Genomic DNA, 19748 nt, shown 5'->3' with positions numbered 1-19748 from the left:
TCACCATAAGAAAACGATTATAAATGAAGAACGTAAAGGTAGTGTAAAAATATGACCTGCATAAGATGCGACATAATGTCGTGTTTAAACATGACGTTATGACGTCTAATAAATTGTTAAATGAATAAAGGAAAATCTGTGAGAATAGTATTATTAATTTCATTTGCTTTGCTAAACATTAATGCTTTTGCACATACTTGGGATGAACCATGGCATGATCAAGTTGTTAAAGGGGCAAATAGTTTCTCATTGTTTGAAGTAATGAAAAATTCAAACAACATGCTTAAACTAAGATTAATTAAACATATTGTTGGCGAAAAGCCAGAAGATAATATAGTTGTCGATGGTTACTATCTATATAACGTAGCTTCGACATCTACAGGTTCAGATGAACATGAATTTTGGTTAAAAAAAGGCCAGCATGCCTATATATATCTTCTCAAAAAAGACGAACAATATAAAATAGCAACTCCAACTGCTGGATATTCCGAAATACAAGAGAATGGTACTGTTGCATCTACATATAGGCATTCATTACATAAAGCACAGGTTGAAGTAGATACATATGAGGCTACTCAGAAGTGTATTTTTGATGCCATAAAGGGCGCTTCATGTGCAGACTCTACAATTAGTAAATATATTTTGAAGCCTTTAGAAAAACGAGTCTCAATTCTTTCTCCTACTGCAAGCAAAGATGACTTCGATTTATTTTTCGAGCAACATGTTGCTTTAGAAACAACATACTTAATTAAATACGCTATACAAGAATCAATTTTATTGCCATTTATTAAAAGTAAGTTTTTTCACACTGAAATTGGAGCCGTACGTGCTTTAGCTGTATCAGATAGCAATGACAAAGAATCTAAATTGGCTTCATTTGTTACTAAGGGAGATGGTAGTGATATTGCGAAAGTTATGGCGGTCATAATGCTTGACCAACTTAATTACAAATGTACGATAGCTCTTTCTGAATATCTAAAGGATGCATCTGGTGAGGAAGTGGCGTTAGGAGGAGATTTCATGGATCCAAGAGTCAGTACTTGGTTTCCTCGTTCAGTCAAAGAATCTATTGAGTGGTTTCTCGATAAAAATTCACTTAACAAAAAAATGCAAATCGATTCTCGTACTTCGAACAATTGATTTGAGCGTTAGTATTCAAAGTCTCCGATGTGTAAGGAAGTAGTCGATGAAGATGAAAGCCCAAGGTCCATTTCTCGTAATTACTCACCCAGAAAAGGGCAGTTTTAGGCTTTACCTTATGGATGACAACGCTAACGGTTCCGATAATTATCAAGCTGACAAAAAGCAATGTGCTAAAAAAGTTAAATCTGGCGGATTGATTATAAATGGCGAAGTCGTTACAGGTCTCGATAAGATTGAAGATTATTTGAAAGAGGCTGATGAAGCTTTAGAAACGGCTGCTGTTAATGCAATTGAAAGTGGAAAACGCTGCGTCGATGAAGAGCTAAAAGAAGAAGTGCTACCTTACTTAGAATCTATGAATTTCGATGAAGCCGTCAATGAATGCATGAGTGAGCTGGGATGGGTAACGAGAATGGGAACAAAGGCAGATTTAAATTGAATACTAACAAGCGCATTAAATTTGACTCCACAAGCTGTTCGGGCGTTAGCACTCAAGGATAGAACTGTGAATTTTTTAAGCCTGGATTCCATTATTGATACCTCACTCAAGGATGATTTGTACCTTCGAGATGGTTCATGGAAAATTCTTAAAGGCTTAAATTCTCAAACTGAACAATGGTTAGATTTAGCTGCATTTACAAATTTGTTTTCTGACACTCCCGAATTTAAAAATGCTGAACCAGTTTGGGCTTTCGAAACTTTCGAGCGGACTTACCATAAGTCAGGAGAATCCAAACGTTTGAGTTATTCTTTTCAATTCACTATTGAGTCATTTCTTGAATTTCAGAAATCTACTGAAATACTAGAGTTGTTTCTTGTCCCTCAAAAATTAACTTGGGTTTTTTATGCCAATAGAGATAATTGGAAATATGCAATTGAGTGCTAACAAAAACATCATGGTGGGAATTTTACTCGTTGGCCTTCGGCCAAAAACACTCGTAAAATCCCCATATGTTAAGCGTTAGGTACCTATGAAGAAGATCATATTATTCATATCATTATTTTTTTATCGAGCTGTACTCATTTGTATAAAATGTATGAGTACGAGGGAGTCGACTTAGAAAGCAAATTTGGAACAATAGAAGTTTCTGTTTCTGGCACATGGAATGAGGTAAGCAAAGAACCAGAGATTACAGAATTAACTTCCCCATACAGAATTAGAATTGGATTCATTACACCTGATAAGGCGGATCAAGAAATAATGATAAAAGTTATTTCAGTAGAAACGAGTTCGGCACCTGTAAGTTATTACAAAGCAAATGAGCTTGGTAAAACTAAGAAATCTTTTGCTTACGAAGAAGAATCTAAAACATCTTGGTATGCGGCAGTAGTCTCAAATATTGAGTCAGACTACAAACCAATAACTGTAAGCTTTGAATTGCATTACAATGGGGCTATAGAGTTTTATACAGTTGTTCTCAAGCCAAAATACAGGGAAGAGCATCGCAACAACTTCTATGACGGAATTATGAGCGTATAAAATGCCTAACAAAACGGTCAATGGAGCCTGCGACTGGACAACTTTAGGCTGCGCTTCAAGTTTGCTCGTTGCTGCGCGCGTTATATTTTCAACAAGGAACGTATATGTATTTCAAATTATTAATTGGCACACTTAGTTGTTTCTTACTTTTTTCTTGCGGTGATATTTCTCAGGATGATTCAACGGCAGTATTGGTAAATTTAATCAAAACTAACCAAGGGAAATGGGAAGCTTCAAATATTACTACTTATACATTTACTTATTATTCAGCACCTACTGATTGTCCTACAGCAGATCCGTTTCCTCCTGCAGAAATTACCGTTGAAAATAATACTGTCACAAATCTTTATGTTCCCGAACTCGGAATTAACTTGGATATTAGCGCTAACAGTTATCCGACTATCAATGAAATTTATAACGACATATTTAATTCAATTGAGGATATTAAAGAAGTGCCTTTATTTGATGAATATTTTGGTTACCCAATTAATTATAAAACTGATGTAAGTGCAGAACCATGTGATGGTAATTCAATTACTCTAAGTTCATTTATATAAAAACATAACAAGCCAATCTTGTTCTTCCAACAAGTTGGCTTGGATACATTAAAACTTGTTATGTTTTTGGGCGAATCATTACGCCTGCCCCACTTTGCTTAACCTGACTTTATTTATTCTCCATCAAATTATCCAACTCGGTATATAAATCCGTATCATTGTTTTTCTGATTAAGCACCAAGACTTCAACCCCATTAGGCGGAACATTTATTTCTAACACCCCTTGCTCTACAGTATGGGATTGCTGATTTAACTGACTGTGCCATATACCATTTGAAATCCATTTATTCAATTTAATGGTCTTTTCTTGATCAGATTTATTCAGCAATACCAAGGCAGTTTGAGTTTGGCTTTTATCTTCTAACACTCGTAAAAAACTAGCCGTGTCTTGGGTAAAGTCTAAGTTAACTTGTAAACCACGCTGCAGGGCTGGGGTAGCCTGCCTAACTAAGTTAACTCGTTTTAGGTTTTCATAAATAATATGTTGTGAGGCCTTTTCTATATTCTCTTGTCCATAATAATTACGGTTACCTTCATGTTCTTTTAATCCGGCCATAAAGCCAATTTCAGAGCCGTAATACACCACAGGAATACCACGGCTGGTAAACAACCAATTATTGGCATTGATAAAGCCTTTATCATCCGTATTCATTCGCGCCATATCGTGGTTATCATAAAATGTCATTAAGTCATACGGGTTATGATATGGACCGTGCGTTAAGTGCAGGTATGATTGAATATCCGCATAACTGGCTTCTTTGTTTTCGAACAACTGAGTCATAGCTCTTTGTCCAGGAAAGTCTAGGACGCTAATTTCGCCATTTTTAGGCAAGGTATGCTGCGCAACTTTTGTAGCTTCATATTCAAAACTTTCACCAAACATAAAAAAGTCTGGATGTTTTTCCCGTATGCGATCACTAAAGCGTTTCCATAAATGATGGGGCATATGACGAATAGTATCTATTCTAAAGGCCTCAGCGCCTTGTTCTATCCAGTATAAATACGCTTCAACGAAATAATCCAACACTGCAGGATTATCTGCATTCATGTCAGATAACTGAGCCAAATCAGGTTTTTGATAGAAAAAACTATGTAGCGGGTTATTTGGGTCTAATTCTGTTGGATGAATATTTTGATGGTCAGCAACCAGAACATTATTTTTATCATAAATTTCACCAAATTTAGGTAAATCATCATCCATGGTATACGAAGGAGAACCGTGATTGAGCACAATATCCATCACAGGTTTGATGCCATTTTGCTTCAAGCTTTGGTTCAACTGTTTATAATTTATATTTTCTGAAATCAGGTGCTCATCTTCTACGAAAAAATTCACTCCCCAATAACCATGATATCCCGTTTTTCCACCATCCTTAAATTGACCGGCAAATTCTATTTTTTCACCGCCATTAAAAGCCATATCCGGATTATCTACTATAGGCGTAATCCATAACGCGGAAAAACCCATATCAGTTAGATAACTAATGTTATCCATTATCCCTTTAAAATCCCCACCCATGTATCCAACATTTGCGTTTTGTTTTCCTTCTGGGTTCACCAACTCGCGATTAAAAGTAGGATATTCCCCGCCTTGTTCAACATAATTATTACTAGGATCGCCATCCACAAACCTGTCGGTCATCAAGAAATAAACTGATTCTTTAGCAAAACTATTTTGCGTACCAAAATATTCGGTTTTTGCTTTATTTGCAGTAACTGGCGCTGACTTTTGAGTTTGGTTACCCCCTTCAGGGTGGCAGCTAGACAATGCCAAACTGCAACACAAACTTAATAAGCTTATTTTAGCTATATTCATTATTTTTATTCTCTTTAAGCTGATTGAATTCGAGTTTTCAAAGTAAATACGCCTGCAATAACAAAACTAATTGTAGCGATATAAAAGGCGTGAATTGGATCTGCATTGAATAGATTCAAAACTAATCCTAATAAACTTGCGGCAAGTATTTGTGGGATAACGATAAAGAAATTAAATATCCCCATGAACACGCCCATTTTGTTACTGGGTAGACTGTTCGATAACATTGAGTAAGGTAGCGACAATATTGACGCCCAAGCAAACCCTACTCCAACCATAGAGATTAATAGTAAATTCGGGTCACTGATCATGGTAAAACTTAAGAAGCCCAAAGCCCCTAAACAAAGGTTGATGGTGTGAGCCATTCGAATACCGAACGTACTAACCATTTTAGGAATAAATATCGCTGCGATGGCAGCAAACCCGTTATAAGCAGCAAATAACACCCCTGCCCAATCGGCTCCTTGGTTATAAGCAGCGTCATTAGCTTCTAGGCTACCGAAGTGAAACCTTGTCACTGCTGATGTGGTATAAATCCACATTGCAAATAAAGCGAACCAACTAAAAAACTGCACAACCGCAAGTTGTTTCATTGTAGACGGCATGTTTAATAAATCGTGCATGACAATGGCAAAACCATTTTCATTTTTACCACTACCTATCAATGACTTAGCAACAAAGAAACACAAACCTGTCACGACTAAACCAATAGATAAAATATATAACTGCTTTTCCCAACCCGCTAAATATATAGCAAGAGTAAAGATCAAACCTACCAATAAAAAACCAACTGACGGCATAGCAAATTTTGCATTATTAAGTTGCTCAACATCAGAGTTTTTATCTGAATTTTTTTCAAAACTAGCAAGTTCTTCAGGTGAATATTCTGTACTACGAAATGTAGTCCATCCCACTGCGACTAATAAAACTAAGGCCCCCCAATAGAATGCATATTTAACAGAGTCAGCAATTTCTCCCACAGGAGCCTCATTACTCACATCAAACCAATTGGTCATTATCCAAGGCAATGCAGACGCAACGACAGCACCAACCCCGATAAATAAACTTTGCATGGCATAACCAAGGGGTCTTTGTTTCTCATTTAAGTTGTCACCAACAAAAGCTCTAAAGGGTTCCATAGAAATATTGATGGATGCGTCTAACACCCACAACATACCTGCAGCAATCCATAAGGTTGGTGAGTTAGGCATAAACACTAAAGAAATTGACGCCAGTACGGCTCCGATTAAAAAGAAAGGTCGGCGCCTGCCTAGCCTTCCCCATGTATTGTCACTCATGTAACCAATAATAGGTTGAACAATTAATCCAGTAACAGGAGCCGCAATCCACAACAAAGGAATTTGATCGATATCAGCGCCCAATGACTCAAAAATACGACTCACATTGGCATTTTGTAAAGCGAAACCAAATTGAATTCCCAAAAATCCAAAACACATATTCCAGATTTGCCAAAAAGATAACTGCGGTTTTTCGTTCATTAACATTTCTCTTTGTTTATGTTTTGTTATCGAAAAAGTAAAATAATCAAACTTATTCAATAAAATCAGAGGATTACAAAAAATATCAATCTAACAATAGTGTAGAAAAAAACTTCAAATAATCTAGTAACAATACCTATCAAAAGTGTTGCTAGGCATTATGATTTGGCCAATATATATCTGCGACTAATCGAATGACAAACTTATGCATACGTATTCAGTTCTAAGTTGTAACACCCTATTAACGCAATTATTACACCTGCTTCATCAATCAAGCCATTGATAAATAGTATTTTTATTGAAATTAGAGTTAATTTTTGATGAAAATTTCTCTAAATTGCATACGATTGCAGAAAATTGAATCTTGTATCCACTATCCACTACTCTAGTGGCCATTGAGCAATATCTATTTTTTTAAGGTTTTATATGAGCGAATTATCTTGGTGGAAAGGTGCAGTTATATACCAAATTTACCCACGCTCCTTCTACGATAGCAATCATGATGGTGTTGGTGATCTAGCTGGCATTACACAGAAACTGCCTTACATAGCGAGTTTAGGTGTTGACGCGATTTGGATTTCACCTTTTTTCAAATCACCCATGAAAGACTTTGGTTACGATATAAGTGATTACCAGGCGGTTGATCCACTGTTTGGTGATATGAATGACTTTGATACCCTGCTTGCACAAGCTCATCAACTGGGTATTAAGGTTATGATCGATCAAGTGTTAAGCCACACTTCAGATCAACATGCTTGGTTTACTCAAAGCCGCCAAAATAAAACAAATGATAAAGCTGACTGGTATATGTGGGCTGATGCAAAACAAGATGGCACACCACCTAACAATTGGTTGTCTATTTTTGGTGGCATGGGCTGGCAATGGGACTCGAGACGTCAGCAATATTATTTGCATAACTTTTTAACTTCTCAACCTGATCTGAATTTTCACAATACTGACGTTCAACAAGCAGTATTAGATAACATTGAATATTGGTTGAAAAAAGGTGTGGATGGCTTACGTTTAGATGCAATTACATTCTGTTTTAACGACAAAGAATTACGCGACAACCCCACCAAACCTGTGGATGAACGTAACGGCCGGGGCTTTTCTGAAGACAATCCTTATGCCTATCAATACCACTATTTTAATAATGACCGTCCAGAAACACTGGAGTTCATGTTAAAAATAAGAGCACTTTTAGACCGTTATCCAGGTACCGCAGCGTTAGGTGAAATTAGCTCTGAAGACTCGATTAAATCAATGGCTGAATATACCCAAGGTAAACGCCTACAAATGGCCTATAGCTTTGAGTTATTAACCGATGATTTTAGTGTTCAACACATAACGGATACAGTGCAACAATTAGAATCTCAAATGAAAGATGGATGGCCATGTTGGGCTATCAGTAACCACGATGTGGCTCGAGTCGTTACACGTTGGGGTAAGGGCCATGCTCAATCAACACAGCTAGCTAAAATGTTTACTGCTTTAGTAACCAGCTTGCGTGGTAGTGTATGCAGTTATCAAGGTGAAGAGTTAGGTTTAGAAGAAGCGGAGCTCGACTTTGAAAACCTTCAAGACCCTTTTGGCATCGAGTTTTGGCCCACTTTTAAAGGACGAGACGGTTGTCGAACGCCCATGCCTTGGCATGTTGACAAAGAGCATGCTGGCTTTAGTCAAAACTCTCCTTGGCTCCCCGTGCCTGCAGCTCACCAAAGTCTGTCTGTGGATACTCAAATTGAAGACCCCACTTCTAGCCTAGTGTTTTACCAAAAGTGGCTAAAATGGCGAGCGAACCAAGCCATCTTAAAATATGGTGATATCTCGTTTATCGACTTAAACCCACAAGTATTATGTTTTTATCGTCAGTACCAAGGTGAAAAATGGGTAATGAGCTTTAATCTATCAGCACAAACCCAAAACATAGAGCTTCCGCAGACAACTACAGCGATACCATTGAACTTTGATTTATTAATTGGTCAACAGACTGGACAATCCGTAGAGCTTCCTGCCCACGGTATTTATATAGGTAAATGTTAAGTTAAGACAACTAAAGCCAATACGTTTTAGCAGTGTAACTTATCTTTGATTAAGATTGGTTACACTGCAGCCTTATTTACTCGAAAGCGTTTTTTACTCGAAAAGAAGGCTGCAAATTTATTTCCATTAATAATAAAAACATCGTACCTCATGGCATTTCTTGCTATATTGCAGCGCAATTATTTAGGTTTTAGACAACAAATATCTATTGTTAATAGAATGTCGCTAAATTAATTGGGAATCTGGTTAAAATCCAGAACTGTACCCGCAACTGTAAAAGTTAATAAATTTCTTTAACTAAGTCAGATACCAGCCTAAATAGATTACATCTTTTTTTAATTCGCGCGGGAATACGCGGATACATAAATGACCTCACAGTGTTTCTGACTGTAATTTATGTATTGCCTACCCGCCATTTTTAAGCTGTTATTTTGGTTATTAAAACTTGGCAATATTTACAATTTCACATCAATACGTTAGCAGCAGGTAAAACTTAAAATGAGCCTGTTAGTTGCAAACGATCTTGACTTCAAAATAGACAAACAAACGATATTAACCGATATAAGTTTACGTCTTAAATCTGGCAAAGTGTTGGGGGTTCTCGGCCCAAACGGTGCCGGAAAAACTAGTTTACTTAAATTACTATCAGGACAAACAAATAGTGCAGGCAAAATAAGCTGGGCTCACAAAAAGCTAACCGACTATCACCCTATAGATTTAGCTAAACAAATTGCGGTGGTCAATCAACTTAACGAAAGTGTATTTGCGCTAAATTTACAACAAATTGTACGTATGGGGTTATTACCCCATAAGACCTTATTGTCGAGACAAACCTCTGACGATGACCAAAAAATTGCTAACGCGATTGAACGGGTTGGACTCACTAATAAAACCCACCAAGCGTTTAGTTCTCTTTCAGGAGGCGAACAACAAAGGGGGTTAATTGCTAGAGCTCTTGTACAAGAAGCCGCACTAATTGTGTTAGATGAACCCGTTAATCATTTAGATATTTATTATCAACACCAAGTATTGGATCTCCTTAGATCACTCGCACATCAATTTAATATTGCAGTGGTCATGAGCCTACATGACTTAAATTTAGCAGCGAATTATTGCGACGAACTTTGCTTGCTAAATAACGGAACCATGTCAGCTCAAGGAGCGCCATTAACAGTCTTAAAAGCTGATCGACTAGAAGAAGTGTTTGGTGTTCCGTGCTGTGTTACCTCTGAAACTGATCACACACACACCAAAATACGAATTGATTTTTATCCCCCAAATCAAACTGAACAAGTGATGACAAATAGAGGTGATAGTAATAATGAATAAACCTCTATTAAATAAAAAATGGTGGTGGTTAATATTTATCGCACTGTTATCACCCATTGCAGCATTATTTTTTGGCGCTGCAGACTTTACCCCATCTGAATTAGCACAGTGCCTGTTTGCGACTTGTGAAAAACCAGTCAACCAACTCATTTTTTGGGAAATCCGCTTACCAAGAGTATTGGTTGGATTCTTAGTCGGAGCTGGTTTAGCTGTGGCGGGAGCGACATTACAAAATATCACACGAAATGGCCTAGCCGATCCTTACTTATTTGGCGTAGTGTCCGGTGCAGGTTTAGGCGCCAGTATTGCAACATTGTTATTTGACAGCCGATTTGCCGAAAGGGTTGGTTTAGTCAATATACTGCCTGAATTTTCTTTTACTTTAGCGCTACCTTTTGCTGCATTCTTAGGCGCTTTATTTGCTGTTTTATTGGTCCAGATATTGGCCAGGAAAACATTCGGCAGTCGAACCGAACATATGCTGTTGGCCGGCGTTGCGGTCTCTTTTATGTTAAGTGCCTTGAGCCACTTTTTACTATTTTTAGCAGAGCCATTTGCTGCTAGTAAAGTTATCTTTTGGTTAATGGGTAGCCTAGCTCGCGTTGAAGTTTGGTACGCCTGGGTCATGCTGCCAATTGTACTCATCAGTGTGCTGTTGTTACTACTGTTTGGCAGACACATGGATGCGTTATTACTGGGTGACGAAAATGCAAAAACCTTAGGTGTACAAGTTACTCGGCTACGTCTTATGTCCTTAGGAATATGTGCCGCGCTTACCGCTTGTATCGTGTCTTACTGTGGAGGGATCGGTTTTGTTGGTTTAATGATCCCGCACATTGTACGAAATTGGATTGGTGTCACCAGCCGCATTGTTATTTTAGGTAGCGTATTGTTAGGCGGCGCCTTTATGGTTTGGGTAGATGTTGTTGCCCGAGTAGCACTTCCAGATCAAGAGATTCCAATTGGCATTATCACCTCCGCTATTGGCAGCATATTTTTTCTCATTGCCATGAGCCAAAGACAAAAATAATAAAAGGTATATGAATAGATGAGCAGTACAAAACATTCTGGGTTAGACCATAAAAATTGGCAGGTAGCAAAATTAGACCTACAGACTCTACCCAACATCAAAAATACAATTAATAATAAAACCAAACCAATGGGCGCTCTAGGCCAATTAGAGGATTTAGCGCAAGCCTTAGCTCTAATACAAAGCCAATCAAATCCATTTTCAAAGATTGAAATAAACCACCCTAGTATTTTAATATTTGCAGCTGACCACGGTATTGCTCAACATCCTATTAGCATTGCACCACGAGAAGTTACAGGGCAAATGGTCTTAAACTTTTTAGCTGGTGGCGCTGCAATTAACTGCTTTTGTCGAGCTGCAGATGTGCAATTAAAAGTGATTGATGCAGGCATTTTAAATCCAGTTGAACAACAACACCCTGACTATATTCAACAAAACATTGCAGCGGGTACTCAAGATTTTTCTGTACAAGCTGCCATGAGTAAATCTCAGTTAGAACAATCTTTAATAAAAGGTAAGGAAGTCGCCTTAAAACAAATTGACGAAGGTTCAAACTTAATTGGTTTTGGTGAAATGGGTATAGGCAATACCACGTCAGCATCTGCATTGTTAAGTGCCATAATTGGTTTACCCGCCCAATCAACGGTGGGAAAAGGAACGGGAATTAGTGAACAACAATTAACGCTTAAAATGTCTTTAGTTGACACCAGTATACAGCGTTTAAAACAAGCCTATGGAAGCGCAAAACTAGCTCCACTAAAAGCATTAGAGGAAGTGGGTGGTTTTGAAATTGCACAAATGGTGGGAGCAATGTTAGCAACAGCAGAGGCTGGAAAAACCATACTAGTCGATGGTTTTATTGTATCTGTAGCCGCTTTAATCACTTATCAGATCCAACCCAATGCCCGTCAGTATATGATTTTTGCCCACTCTTCAGCTGAACAAGCCCATACATTAATCTTGGAAAAACTAGACGCCAAACCATTATTGGATTTAGGTTTACGCTTAGGTGAAGGCACAGGAGCGGCATTAGCTGTACCATTAATAAAAGCTGCAGCTGAGTTTTACAATAACATGGCCACATTTGAAAGTGCTCAAGTTAATGTCTAATTTATTGTCTTCCAATAAAGCTGGGTGTAAACAATTCATTCAATACCATTTGAACTTGATTATGTTAGCCATTAGTTTTTTTACACGTTTACCTGTCACCCAGTTTACTCAATATAGCCCGAGTAAAATGCGCCGAGCAAGTCAGTATTTCCCTCTAGTAGGCTGGTTAATTGCTGGCGTTTTAATTCTACTTTATTACCTTATTCAACCACTAATTGGCCTGTTATCTAGTCTTTGTCTAATGATGATATCAAGCATAATGATAACCGGGGCTTTACATGAGGATGGACTTGCAGATAGTTGTGATGGGATTTGGGGTGGCTATAACCGAGAACGAAAACTATCAATAATGAAAGACAGTAGAATTGGTACCTATGGCACCTGCGCTTTAATTTTGGTTTTAGGCACCAAGTTTATTCTATGGTGGGAATTAGCTCGTCATAATCAACTAATACTAGCTTTACTTCTGGCCTATCCGTTGTCTAGAGCTGTTGCAATAAGTTTAGTTCAAGACATGAATTATGTATCAAATGATATTCCTAGCAGTGGCAGCAAAAGTGAGCCATTAGCTAAACCTATGTCATCAAAAGTGCTGATATTTGTGTTAATTACAGGTGCGGCAGCCTGTTTGTTCTTGCCCTTCAGCACAATGTTTTATTTATTTTTGAGCTGCTTCTGTTTTCGTTTTGTTATTAGGCATTGGTTAAACAAACATATCAATGGTTATACCGGTGATGCTTTAGGGGCGACTCAACAGTTACAAGAGTTGCTTATTTACTTAATTTTAATTGCCAACGCACCTATATTGGAAACGAATTTATGATCCACCTTATATTAGGGGGCGCCCGTTCTGGTAAGTCAAAATATGCCCTTGAATTGGTAAAAAAAACCGAAGCATCCAATGCTTCCCCAGTAACGGTAGTGGCGACTGCGACCTCTATAGATGACGAGATGGCTGACAGAATAAGACGCCACAAAAGTGAGCGTCCAAAACATTGGCAATTAGCAGAAGTACCATTAAATCTCACACACTTTATCCAAAAAATTCATGCAGATACAAGCAGCGTATTGTTAATAGACTGCCTAACTCTTTGGCTCAATAACCAATTATTTACCAAGCCCGAGCAAGATTTTAAACAGCTATTTAAGCATTTTATCCATGAGCTAGTCATTAGCCCACATCACATCATAATAGTGTCAAATGAAGTGGGATTAGGTGTGATACCTATGGGTGAAATAAGTAGGCAATTTGTTGACCAAGCCGGCTGGTTAAATCAAGCCGTAGCCGATGCTGCAGACGAAGTAACATTTGTAGCGGCGGGCCTACCTATGACTTTAAAGGCTAAGTCCTCAAAAGGTGACAATTAAATGTCAGAACAAGATAAAGTGACACAAATAGACTTGCTCAGACATGGCAATATTGATGGACCACCAGCGCTATATGGACGCACTGATGTCTGTTTAAGTCCAGAAGGATTAAAACAAATGCATCGTCAAGTAAGGCAATTAGCTTACCCAGATAATATTATTAGTTCACCACTAAGACGTTGCAAAGAATTTGCCGAAGAGATAGCCCGAGACCATCAGCTAAAATTGAACCTAGAGCCAGACTTCCGAGAATGTGATTTTGGTGCTTGGGATGGAATAAAGTTTGATGACACGTCTCAACAATGGCCTTTAATGACATCTTTTTGGCAAGACCCATCACACAATACGCCACCCGATGGTGAATCTTTACAAGTCTTTCATCAAAGAGTGGTAAGCGCTTGGACTAAACTTACTCAACAATTCAGCCAGGAATACAGTTTGATCGTTTGCCATGGAGGGGTTATTCGACAAATTTTAGCCCATTTATTGCCCGTGGATTGGCAAGATGGGAGTTGGTATTCGCAATTAAATATAGGTTACGCAAGTTTAACACGTATCACCATTCCCTCTTTTGAAGACGCTGAACCCTCAGTAAACTTTATTGGGTTGCCCGCAGATGTGTTTACCAATAAGGCGGATTACTAAGATGAATAAACCTCTAACTTCTCCCAAATTGAATAGCGCCACATTAATGGTTCAAGGAACCACATCTGACGCGGGTAAAAGTTTATTAGTAGCTGGATTTTGTCGCTGTTTAGTCAAAAAGGGATATAAGGTCGCGCCTTTTAAACCGCAAAATATGGCGTTAAACAGTGCTGTGACGCCAAATGGTAAAGAGATAGGTCGTGCGCAAGCCTTACAAGCCCAAGCAGCCAATTTAGCACCGCATTCTGATATGAATCCAGTATTGCTTAAACCCAGCTCAGATACCGGCGCACAAGTTATCATCCATGGTGAAGTCATCACCGACATGCAAGCTAAGGCATACCACGACTACAAAAAGGTTGCCATGCAGGCCGTATTAGATTCACATAAACGATTAACCGAACAATACCAAGTAGTGATGGTGGAAGGTGCCGGCAGTCCAGCTGAAATAAACCTCAGAGAAGGTGATATAGCCAACATGGGGTTTGCTGAAGCAGTCGATTGTCCAGTCATAATAGTGGCAGACATTGACAGAGGTGGCGTGTTTGCTCAACTTGTAGGCACGCTAGAGCTACTATCAAAAAGTGAGCAAGACCGGGTTGTGGGTTTTGTGATCAACAAATTCAGGGGCGATATCAAGTTACTCGAATCTGGCTTAGATTGGTTAGAAAAGCGCACAAAAAAACCTGTTTTAGGCGTACTTCCCTACTTAATGGATTTACAGTTGGCCGAGGAAGATGCCATTCAAGCCGAACAAACATTAGACACTAACGATATTCAATTACGAGTGTGTGTGCCGGTATTTTCAAGAATTAGCAATCATACCGATTTTGATATGTTAAGGGCGCACCCTCAAGTTGAACTTACTTTTGTTAAACAAGGAACGCCAATCCCTTCTTGTGATCTCATCATACTGCCCGGCAGTAAAAGTGTACGAGCGGATCTTAAATTACTAAAAGGTCTAGATTGGGATTCTGATATTGCTAAACATTTACGCTACGGTGGCAAGGTATTAGGTATTTGTGGTGGTTACCAAATGTTAGGCAATAGTATTACGGATCCAACAGGTATCGAGGGTGAGATTGGTGAATCTGTTGGTTTAGGTTATCTAAAGATGGACACAGTACTCACCCCACAAAAACAACTCACTCAAAACCAGGGAAAATTGTTGCTCTCAACACAAAACAATAACCCTGTGACGATAAAAGGTTACCAAATACACGTAGGCCAAACCGAGGTTTCGCCAAGTGAAGCCAGGTTTGCGAAGCTAAAATCAGGTGAAGAAGAAGGCTGCATTAGCACCGACAACCAAGTCGCCGGTAGTTATTTACATGGATTATTTGACTCGCCTTTGGCATTAAATCAAATTTTAACGTGGGCCGGGGCCGAAACCTCAATATTGAAAGATTACAACCAGCAACAAGAAGATGAACTAGAACGCTTAGCTCAAGCTTGCCTAGATCATCTAGATTGGAACAAAATTGAAAGCCTGATTAACAATCAGATAAAACAAGGTGAATAAGATGACAGATAAAAATTCAACAAACTCAGAACAAACACGCCATAAAGCGCGCATGAAAGAACAAAAAGCCAATGTCGATAAACGAATCGCTGCAGCACAGGAAGATAAGGGCTTATTATTAGTCATTACCGGTAACGGAAAAGGGAAATCCACATCAGGTTTTGGTACTGTCGCTAGAGCGGTTGGACACGGTCTAACTGCAGCGGTAGTGCAATATGTTAAAGGAACGTGGGATTGCGGTGAGCGAAATTTACTAGAAAATAACGGGGTAAAATTCCATGTAATGGGAACAGGCTTTACATGGGAAACTCAAGATAAAGAAAAAGACATAAAAGCCGCTCAGTCTGCTTGGCAACACAGTAAAAAGCTGTTGAGTGACCCTACAATCAACCTAGTGTTATTAGATGAAATTACCTACATGGTGACGTATAAATATATTGACCTAGATGAAGTCATCGAAGCTCTATCTAACAGACCCAAAGATCAACATGTGGTTATCACCGGTCGAGCCTGCCATAGAGCCATTATCGAATTAGCAGATACGGTTAGTGAAGTTCGCCCCATAAAACACGCGTTTGATAATGGGATCAAAGCACAAAAAGGAATTGACTGGTGAGCAAAACGTTTCGATTAGTATTCTGCTTACTATTAATAAGCAGTGTTAACGTTTCGGTAGCAGCTGAGTTAACAGACTCGGAAAAACAAAAACTGCGTATCATTGCATTAGCTCCACACATAGTGGAATCATTGTATGAAATCGGTGCTGGCGATCAAATAATTGGTACTTCAGAACATGCTGATTATCCACCAGCGGCTAAAGACCTGTTGCGTGTGGGCAATTACGCTAGTTTGCAAATTGAAAAAATCCTGCAACTCAAACCTGACATTATTCTTGCCTGGCAAACTGGTAACCCAATGAGTGACATAGCTCGTTTAGAAAAATACAAGTTTAAAATAGTGTATTCAAAACCGGTAAAACTCGAAGATGTCGCCACAGAATTACAGATGTTAGGTGAATTAACCGGCAGGCAAAAACAGGCTCAGATAATCGCGGATAAATACTTAGCTAGGTTAACCAAGATGCGTACACAATATGCTGGCCAAAAGCCCATTAGTCTATTCTACGAATTATGGTCTCGCCCACTTCGAACTGTAGCTGGAAACGCTTGGCCACAACAACAAATAGAGTTATGTGGTGCAATCAATCCATTTAAGAATGCGCAAGATGATTATCCATCAATAGGCCTAGAACAAGTTGTAGCGAATTCACCACAGGTTATTATTCAACCGGGTCAGCATGGCAATGAAAACCCTGATCAAATTAAATGGAAAAAATGGCAACAACTTCCAGCGGCAAAAAATAATTTCATATTTAGTTTAAACGCAGACAAGGTTCACCGAATGACCACTCGCATGTTAGATGAAGTAAAAGTAATGTGTGAGCAAATTCATCAAGCCCGTTTGTTTTATCAAGATTAAAGAATATTCTAGGTGCCTAGGTACGTATATCTCTGCCGTCACGGCCAAAGTCAGTGGAATGCCAAAGGTATTTTACAAGGGCAATTAGATTGCAAACTAAGCGATACTGGCCTGCAACAAGCGGCAGGCTTAGCTGGCCAAGCACAATCATGGCATGTGCAACACCTGTTTCATTCTGGTTTGACTCGTGCACAACAAACCGCGCAAATTTGTGCCGAGCAATTAAACCTAGTTCCACAATCCATAGCCGGAACCCAAGAACGAAATTTTGGTAATTGGCAAGGTAAAACAACTTCAGACTTGAGTGAATATCAGCACTTTCGTCAACAGTGTTATAGCAAGATCCACTCAAAACCCAATGCCCAGAGTGAATCTACGCTAGACGTACGAGTGAGAATGCAAGGTGCGCTAAAAGCCATAGCAGAAGTGACCACTGGCAATGTAATGCTAATCAGTCACGGCGATGCCATTGATTGCCTTTTAAGTTTATGGACATCCCCCGTACAACTAGGAAACTGCCAATACGTTCGATTAACCTTTCAAGCTCATAATTTTGTCTGGAGTGAACAAATTGACTGAACTATTGGTTATCGGCTTACAAATATTGGCTGCGTTGCTATTAGATAGGGTGTTAGGTGAATTTCCCAAATGGCATCCATTGGTGGGGTTTGGAAATTTGGCTAACAGGCTTGAGTCTACTTACAATTATTCAGCTAAAATTTTAGCGAATAAAAACGTCGCCAATCAAAATCAAACTATCATCGCCAGCATTATAAAACTCAGAGGCGCAGCTTGTTGTTTGGCACTGGTTACCCCCCTGCCCCTTTTAATATTTTTAGTTGCAAGCCCTTCATTGATTTATTTAATATTAGAGACCTTTATTTTGTATTTAGCTTTAGGTCAAAAAAGTTTGGCACAGCACGCCATGCAAATATTCAATCCCCTTAGTGCAGGCGATTTGCCCCAAGCTCGGCAACTTACTAGTTATATGGTCAGCCGAGATACAACACAACTAACCGAACAAGAAATGTCACGGGCGACAGTAGAATCGGTATTAGAAAACGGCCATGATGCCGTTATCGCTAGTGTGTTCTATTTTGTGATGGGTGGGGCCCCTCTGGTTATCTTACATCGCTTAGTGAATACCCTTGATGCCATGTGGGGCTATAAAAATCCGCGTTTTAACCATTTCGGATGGTTTGCCGCCAAGTTCGATGATTTATTAGGTTTTTTCAGCGCTGTTTGTAGCAGTGTTTTGTATCTATTAAATAGAAAAAAGTTACACACCTTAGTGACAGGATTACATCTAGCTTGGCAACAAAGTGAAGAATATAAAAGTAAAAACGGCGGTTTGTGCATGTCTGCTGGCGCGCAGGTATTAGGTGTAAGTTTGGGTGGAGTAGCAATTTATCATGGCACAAAAACAACTAGTGCCAAACTAGGTTGTGGTAGGCAAGTAGTCACAGCTGATATTCCTAAGAGCCTAAAATTAGTCAACCAAAGTGTTTATACTTTTGTCGCGATAGTGCTGTTTATTGGCTTGGTTATCCAAATAACACAGCTGTCCAAATAACCCAGGTCGCCTAGGTAATCAACTTTTAAAATAGTATGAAGAACATATGAACAACACTCTGATCCATGGCGGACAACTAAACAAAATCGCCATTCAATATGGGATCCCTTTAGACAAATGGCTGGATCTTTCTACGGGTATATCTCCGACAAGTTACCCTATTGGTGAAATACCTACAAAAGTTTGGCAACGGCTGCCTGAGACTAGTCATGATTTAATTGACGCTGCCCGTGATTATTATCAATGCCAGACTATCCTTCCGATAAGCGGTAGTCAGTCTGCCATTCAGCTATTACCCCAATTAATTTCAACTCAAAATTACAAAAGTCGACGGGTTTTCATTCCGAACATAGGTTACCAAGAACACAGAAAAGCTTGGAAAAATAGTGTTCACCAAGTAATGAACTATCAATATGTTCACGAAATCAAAAATTTACAACGCGGCGATGTGGTAATCGTTATCAACCCTAATAACCCTACGGGACATTTATATTCTGAATCTGATTTATCAGAACTCTTTAATAAGCTGAAACAAAAAGAAGGTCTGTTGATCATTGATGAAGCGTTTATGGATTGCACACCTCAATATTCATTCATCAGGCACACAGTTGACCCTAGCCTAATCGTTTTACGATCAACAGGTAAGTTTTTTGGATTAGCCGGCCTACGACTTGGTTTTATTGCAGCAACCCCCAATTGGCTAAACAAGCTTGCGTCAATGTTAGGCCCTTGGAGTGTGAATGGTCCAGCTCAATTTATTGGACATAAAGCGTTAACAGACACACAGTGGCATCAAAAACAAAGGCATACGTTAAGAACCTTAAGTGAAAGGCTAGAATCAGTGCTAGTGAGTCATTTTCAAGTGCCTGTAACAGGCACCGCACTGTTTAAAACGATCCAACATATCAATTCACCTATGTTATATGAAAAGCTATGCCAGCAAGGTGTATATGTACGTCTATGTGACGAACAAAATGCACTGAGGTTTGGTATACCTACAGAAATCCAATTTCCTCAGCTAATTGATGTGATACAAAATATCACAACCTAACGGACTAAACTCAATTGGTATTGAGTAAATGCTAAAAACAAAAAAACGCCTTGATTGGCGTTTTTTTTAAGTGTTTCAACAACAATAAACAAAATTTAAATTG

The 19748-nt window shown here is 38.9% G+C and carries 20 protein-coding genes and 1 riboswitch; of the genes, 18 read left to right on the top strand and 2 right to left on the bottom strand.

Going from position 1 to position 19748, the window contains the following annotated elements:
- The first annotated feature begins 138 nt into the window (after positions 1-138).
- The 5 genes from ACSHXM_RS10460 to ACSHXM_RS10440 all read left to right on the top strand — a co-directional run bounded on the left by ACSHXM_RS10460 (position 139) and on the right by ACSHXM_RS10440 (position 3180).
- Positions 139-1140: a hypothetical protein gene (locus tag ACSHXM_RS10460; protein WP_435688705.1), complete on the top strand. Its 1002-nt coding sequence runs from the start codon at positions 139-141 to the stop codon at positions 1138-1140.
- Positions 1141-1186: 46 nt separating this feature from the next.
- Positions 1187-1582: a hypothetical protein gene (locus tag ACSHXM_RS10455; RefSeq protein ID WP_435688704.1), complete on the top strand. Its 396-nt coding sequence runs from the start codon at positions 1187-1189 to the stop codon at positions 1580-1582.
- A 66-nt stretch (positions 1583-1648) separates the two neighbouring features.
- Positions 1649-2029 (top strand): hypothetical protein, encoded by a 381-nt coding sequence (locus tag ACSHXM_RS10450; RefSeq protein ID WP_435688703.1) that lies wholly within the window; start codon positions 1649-1651, stop codon positions 2027-2029.
- Positions 2030-2167: 138 nt separating this feature from the next.
- Positions 2168-2623, top strand: a complete 456-nt coding sequence (locus ACSHXM_RS10445; protein ID WP_435688702.1) for a hypothetical protein — start codon at positions 2168-2170, stop codon at positions 2621-2623.
- Between the two features lie 104 nt (positions 2624-2727).
- Positions 2728-3180: a DUF6174 domain-containing protein gene (locus ACSHXM_RS10440; protein WP_435688701.1), complete on the top strand. Its 453-nt coding sequence runs from the start codon at positions 2728-2730 to the stop codon at positions 3178-3180.
- A 109-nt stretch (positions 3181-3289) separates the two neighbouring features.
- On the opposite strand, the gene ACSHXM_RS10435 is transcribed toward ACSHXM_RS10440, so the two are convergent.
- Entirely contained in the window at positions 3290-4996 is a 1707-nt protein-coding gene (locus ACSHXM_RS10435; RefSeq protein WP_435688700.1) for an alpha-amylase family glycosyl hydrolase, read from the bottom strand.
- A 14-nt stretch (positions 4997-5010) separates the two neighbouring features.
- Positions 5011-6501 carry an MFS transporter gene (locus ACSHXM_RS10430; protein ID WP_435688721.1) on the bottom strand — a complete coding sequence of 497 codons (1491 nt, stop codon included), beginning with the start codon at positions 6499-6501 and terminating at the stop codon, positions 5011-5013.
- 420 nt (positions 6502-6921) lie between these two features.
- Between ACSHXM_RS10430 and ACSHXM_RS10425 the strand changes: the two genes are divergently transcribed.
- The 13 genes from ACSHXM_RS10425 to cobD all read left to right on the top strand — a co-directional run bounded on the left by ACSHXM_RS10425 (position 6922) and on the right by cobD (position 19645).
- Positions 6922-8538: an alpha-glucosidase family protein gene (locus tag ACSHXM_RS10425; RefSeq protein WP_435688699.1), complete on the top strand. Its 1617-nt coding sequence runs from the start codon at positions 6922-6924 to the stop codon at positions 8536-8538.
- Positions 8539-8707: 169 nt separating this feature from the next.
- Positions 8708-8870, top strand: a riboswitch (cobalamin riboswitch).
- Between the two features lie 166 nt (positions 8871-9036).
- Positions 9037-9867, top strand: coding sequence for an ABC transporter ATP-binding protein (locus ACSHXM_RS10420; protein ID WP_435688698.1), 831 nt, complete (start codon positions 9037-9039; stop codon positions 9865-9867).
- A complete protein-coding gene (locus ACSHXM_RS10415) occupies positions 9860-10897 on the top strand; it encodes a FecCD family ABC transporter permease (protein WP_435688697.1) in 1038 nt (345 codons plus the stop codon). The genes ACSHXM_RS10420 and ACSHXM_RS10415 overlap by 8 nt, the downstream gene beginning before the upstream one ends.
- Before the next feature lie 18 nt (positions 10898-10915).
- A complete protein-coding gene (gene cobT, locus ACSHXM_RS10410; RefSeq protein WP_435688696.1) occupies positions 10916-12007 on the top strand; it encodes a nicotinate-nucleotide--dimethylbenzimidazole phosphoribosyltransferase in 1092 nt (363 codons plus the stop codon).
- Positions 12000-12830: an adenosylcobinamide-GDP ribazoletransferase gene (locus tag ACSHXM_RS10405; protein WP_435688695.1), complete on the top strand. Its 831-nt coding sequence runs from the start codon at positions 12000-12002 to the stop codon at positions 12828-12830. The genes cobT and ACSHXM_RS10405 overlap by 8 nt, the downstream gene beginning before the upstream one ends.
- Positions 12827-13375, top strand: a complete 549-nt coding sequence (cobU, locus tag ACSHXM_RS10400) for a bifunctional adenosylcobinamide kinase/adenosylcobinamide-phosphate guanylyltransferase (RefSeq protein ID WP_435688694.1) — start codon at positions 12827-12829, stop codon at positions 13373-13375. The genes ACSHXM_RS10405 and cobU overlap by 4 nt, the downstream gene beginning before the upstream one ends.
- On the top strand, positions 13376-14020 hold the full coding sequence (locus ACSHXM_RS10395; protein ID WP_435688693.1) for a histidine phosphatase family protein: 645 nt from the start codon (positions 13376-13378) through the stop codon (positions 14018-14020).
- Between the two features lies 1 nt (position 14021).
- Complete coding sequence (locus tag ACSHXM_RS10390; RefSeq protein WP_435688692.1) at positions 14022-15542, top strand: cobyric acid synthase; 1521 nt, start codon at positions 14022-14024, stop codon at positions 15540-15542.
- Position 15543: 1 nt separating this feature from the next.
- The gene (gene cobO, locus ACSHXM_RS10385; protein WP_435688691.1) at positions 15544-16158 is read left to right on the top strand and encodes a cob(I)yrinic acid a,c-diamide adenosyltransferase; all 615 of its coding nucleotides are present in this window, start codon (positions 15544-15546) and stop codon (positions 16156-16158) included.
- Positions 16159-16193: 35 nt separating this feature from the next.
- Positions 16194-17021 carry a cobalamin-binding protein gene (locus ACSHXM_RS10380; protein ID WP_435688720.1) on the top strand — a complete coding sequence of 276 codons (828 nt, stop codon included), beginning with the start codon at positions 16194-16196 and terminating at the stop codon, positions 17019-17021.
- 12 nt (positions 17022-17033) lie between these two features.
- Entirely contained in the window at positions 17034-17600 is a 567-nt protein-coding gene (locus ACSHXM_RS10375) for a histidine phosphatase family protein (protein WP_435688690.1), read from the top strand.
- A complete protein-coding gene (gene cbiB, locus ACSHXM_RS10370) occupies positions 17584-18594 on the top strand; it encodes an adenosylcobinamide-phosphate synthase CbiB (protein ID WP_435688719.1) in 1011 nt (336 codons plus the stop codon). The genes ACSHXM_RS10375 and cbiB overlap by 17 nt, the downstream gene beginning before the upstream one ends.
- A gap of 46 nt (positions 18595-18640) precedes the next feature.
- Positions 18641-19645, top strand: coding sequence for a threonine-phosphate decarboxylase CobD (gene cobD / locus ACSHXM_RS10365; protein WP_435688689.1), 1005 nt, complete (start codon positions 18641-18643; stop codon positions 19643-19645).
- Positions 19646-19748 lie beyond the last annotated feature (103 nt).

Origin of the sequence: Paraglaciecola sp. (assembly GCF_051252315.1) — a bacterium.
Classification (GTDB): domain Bacteria; phylum Pseudomonadota; class Gammaproteobacteria; order Enterobacterales; family Alteromonadaceae; genus Paraglaciecola.
This window is presented reverse-complemented; position numbering and strand designations above follow the sequence as displayed.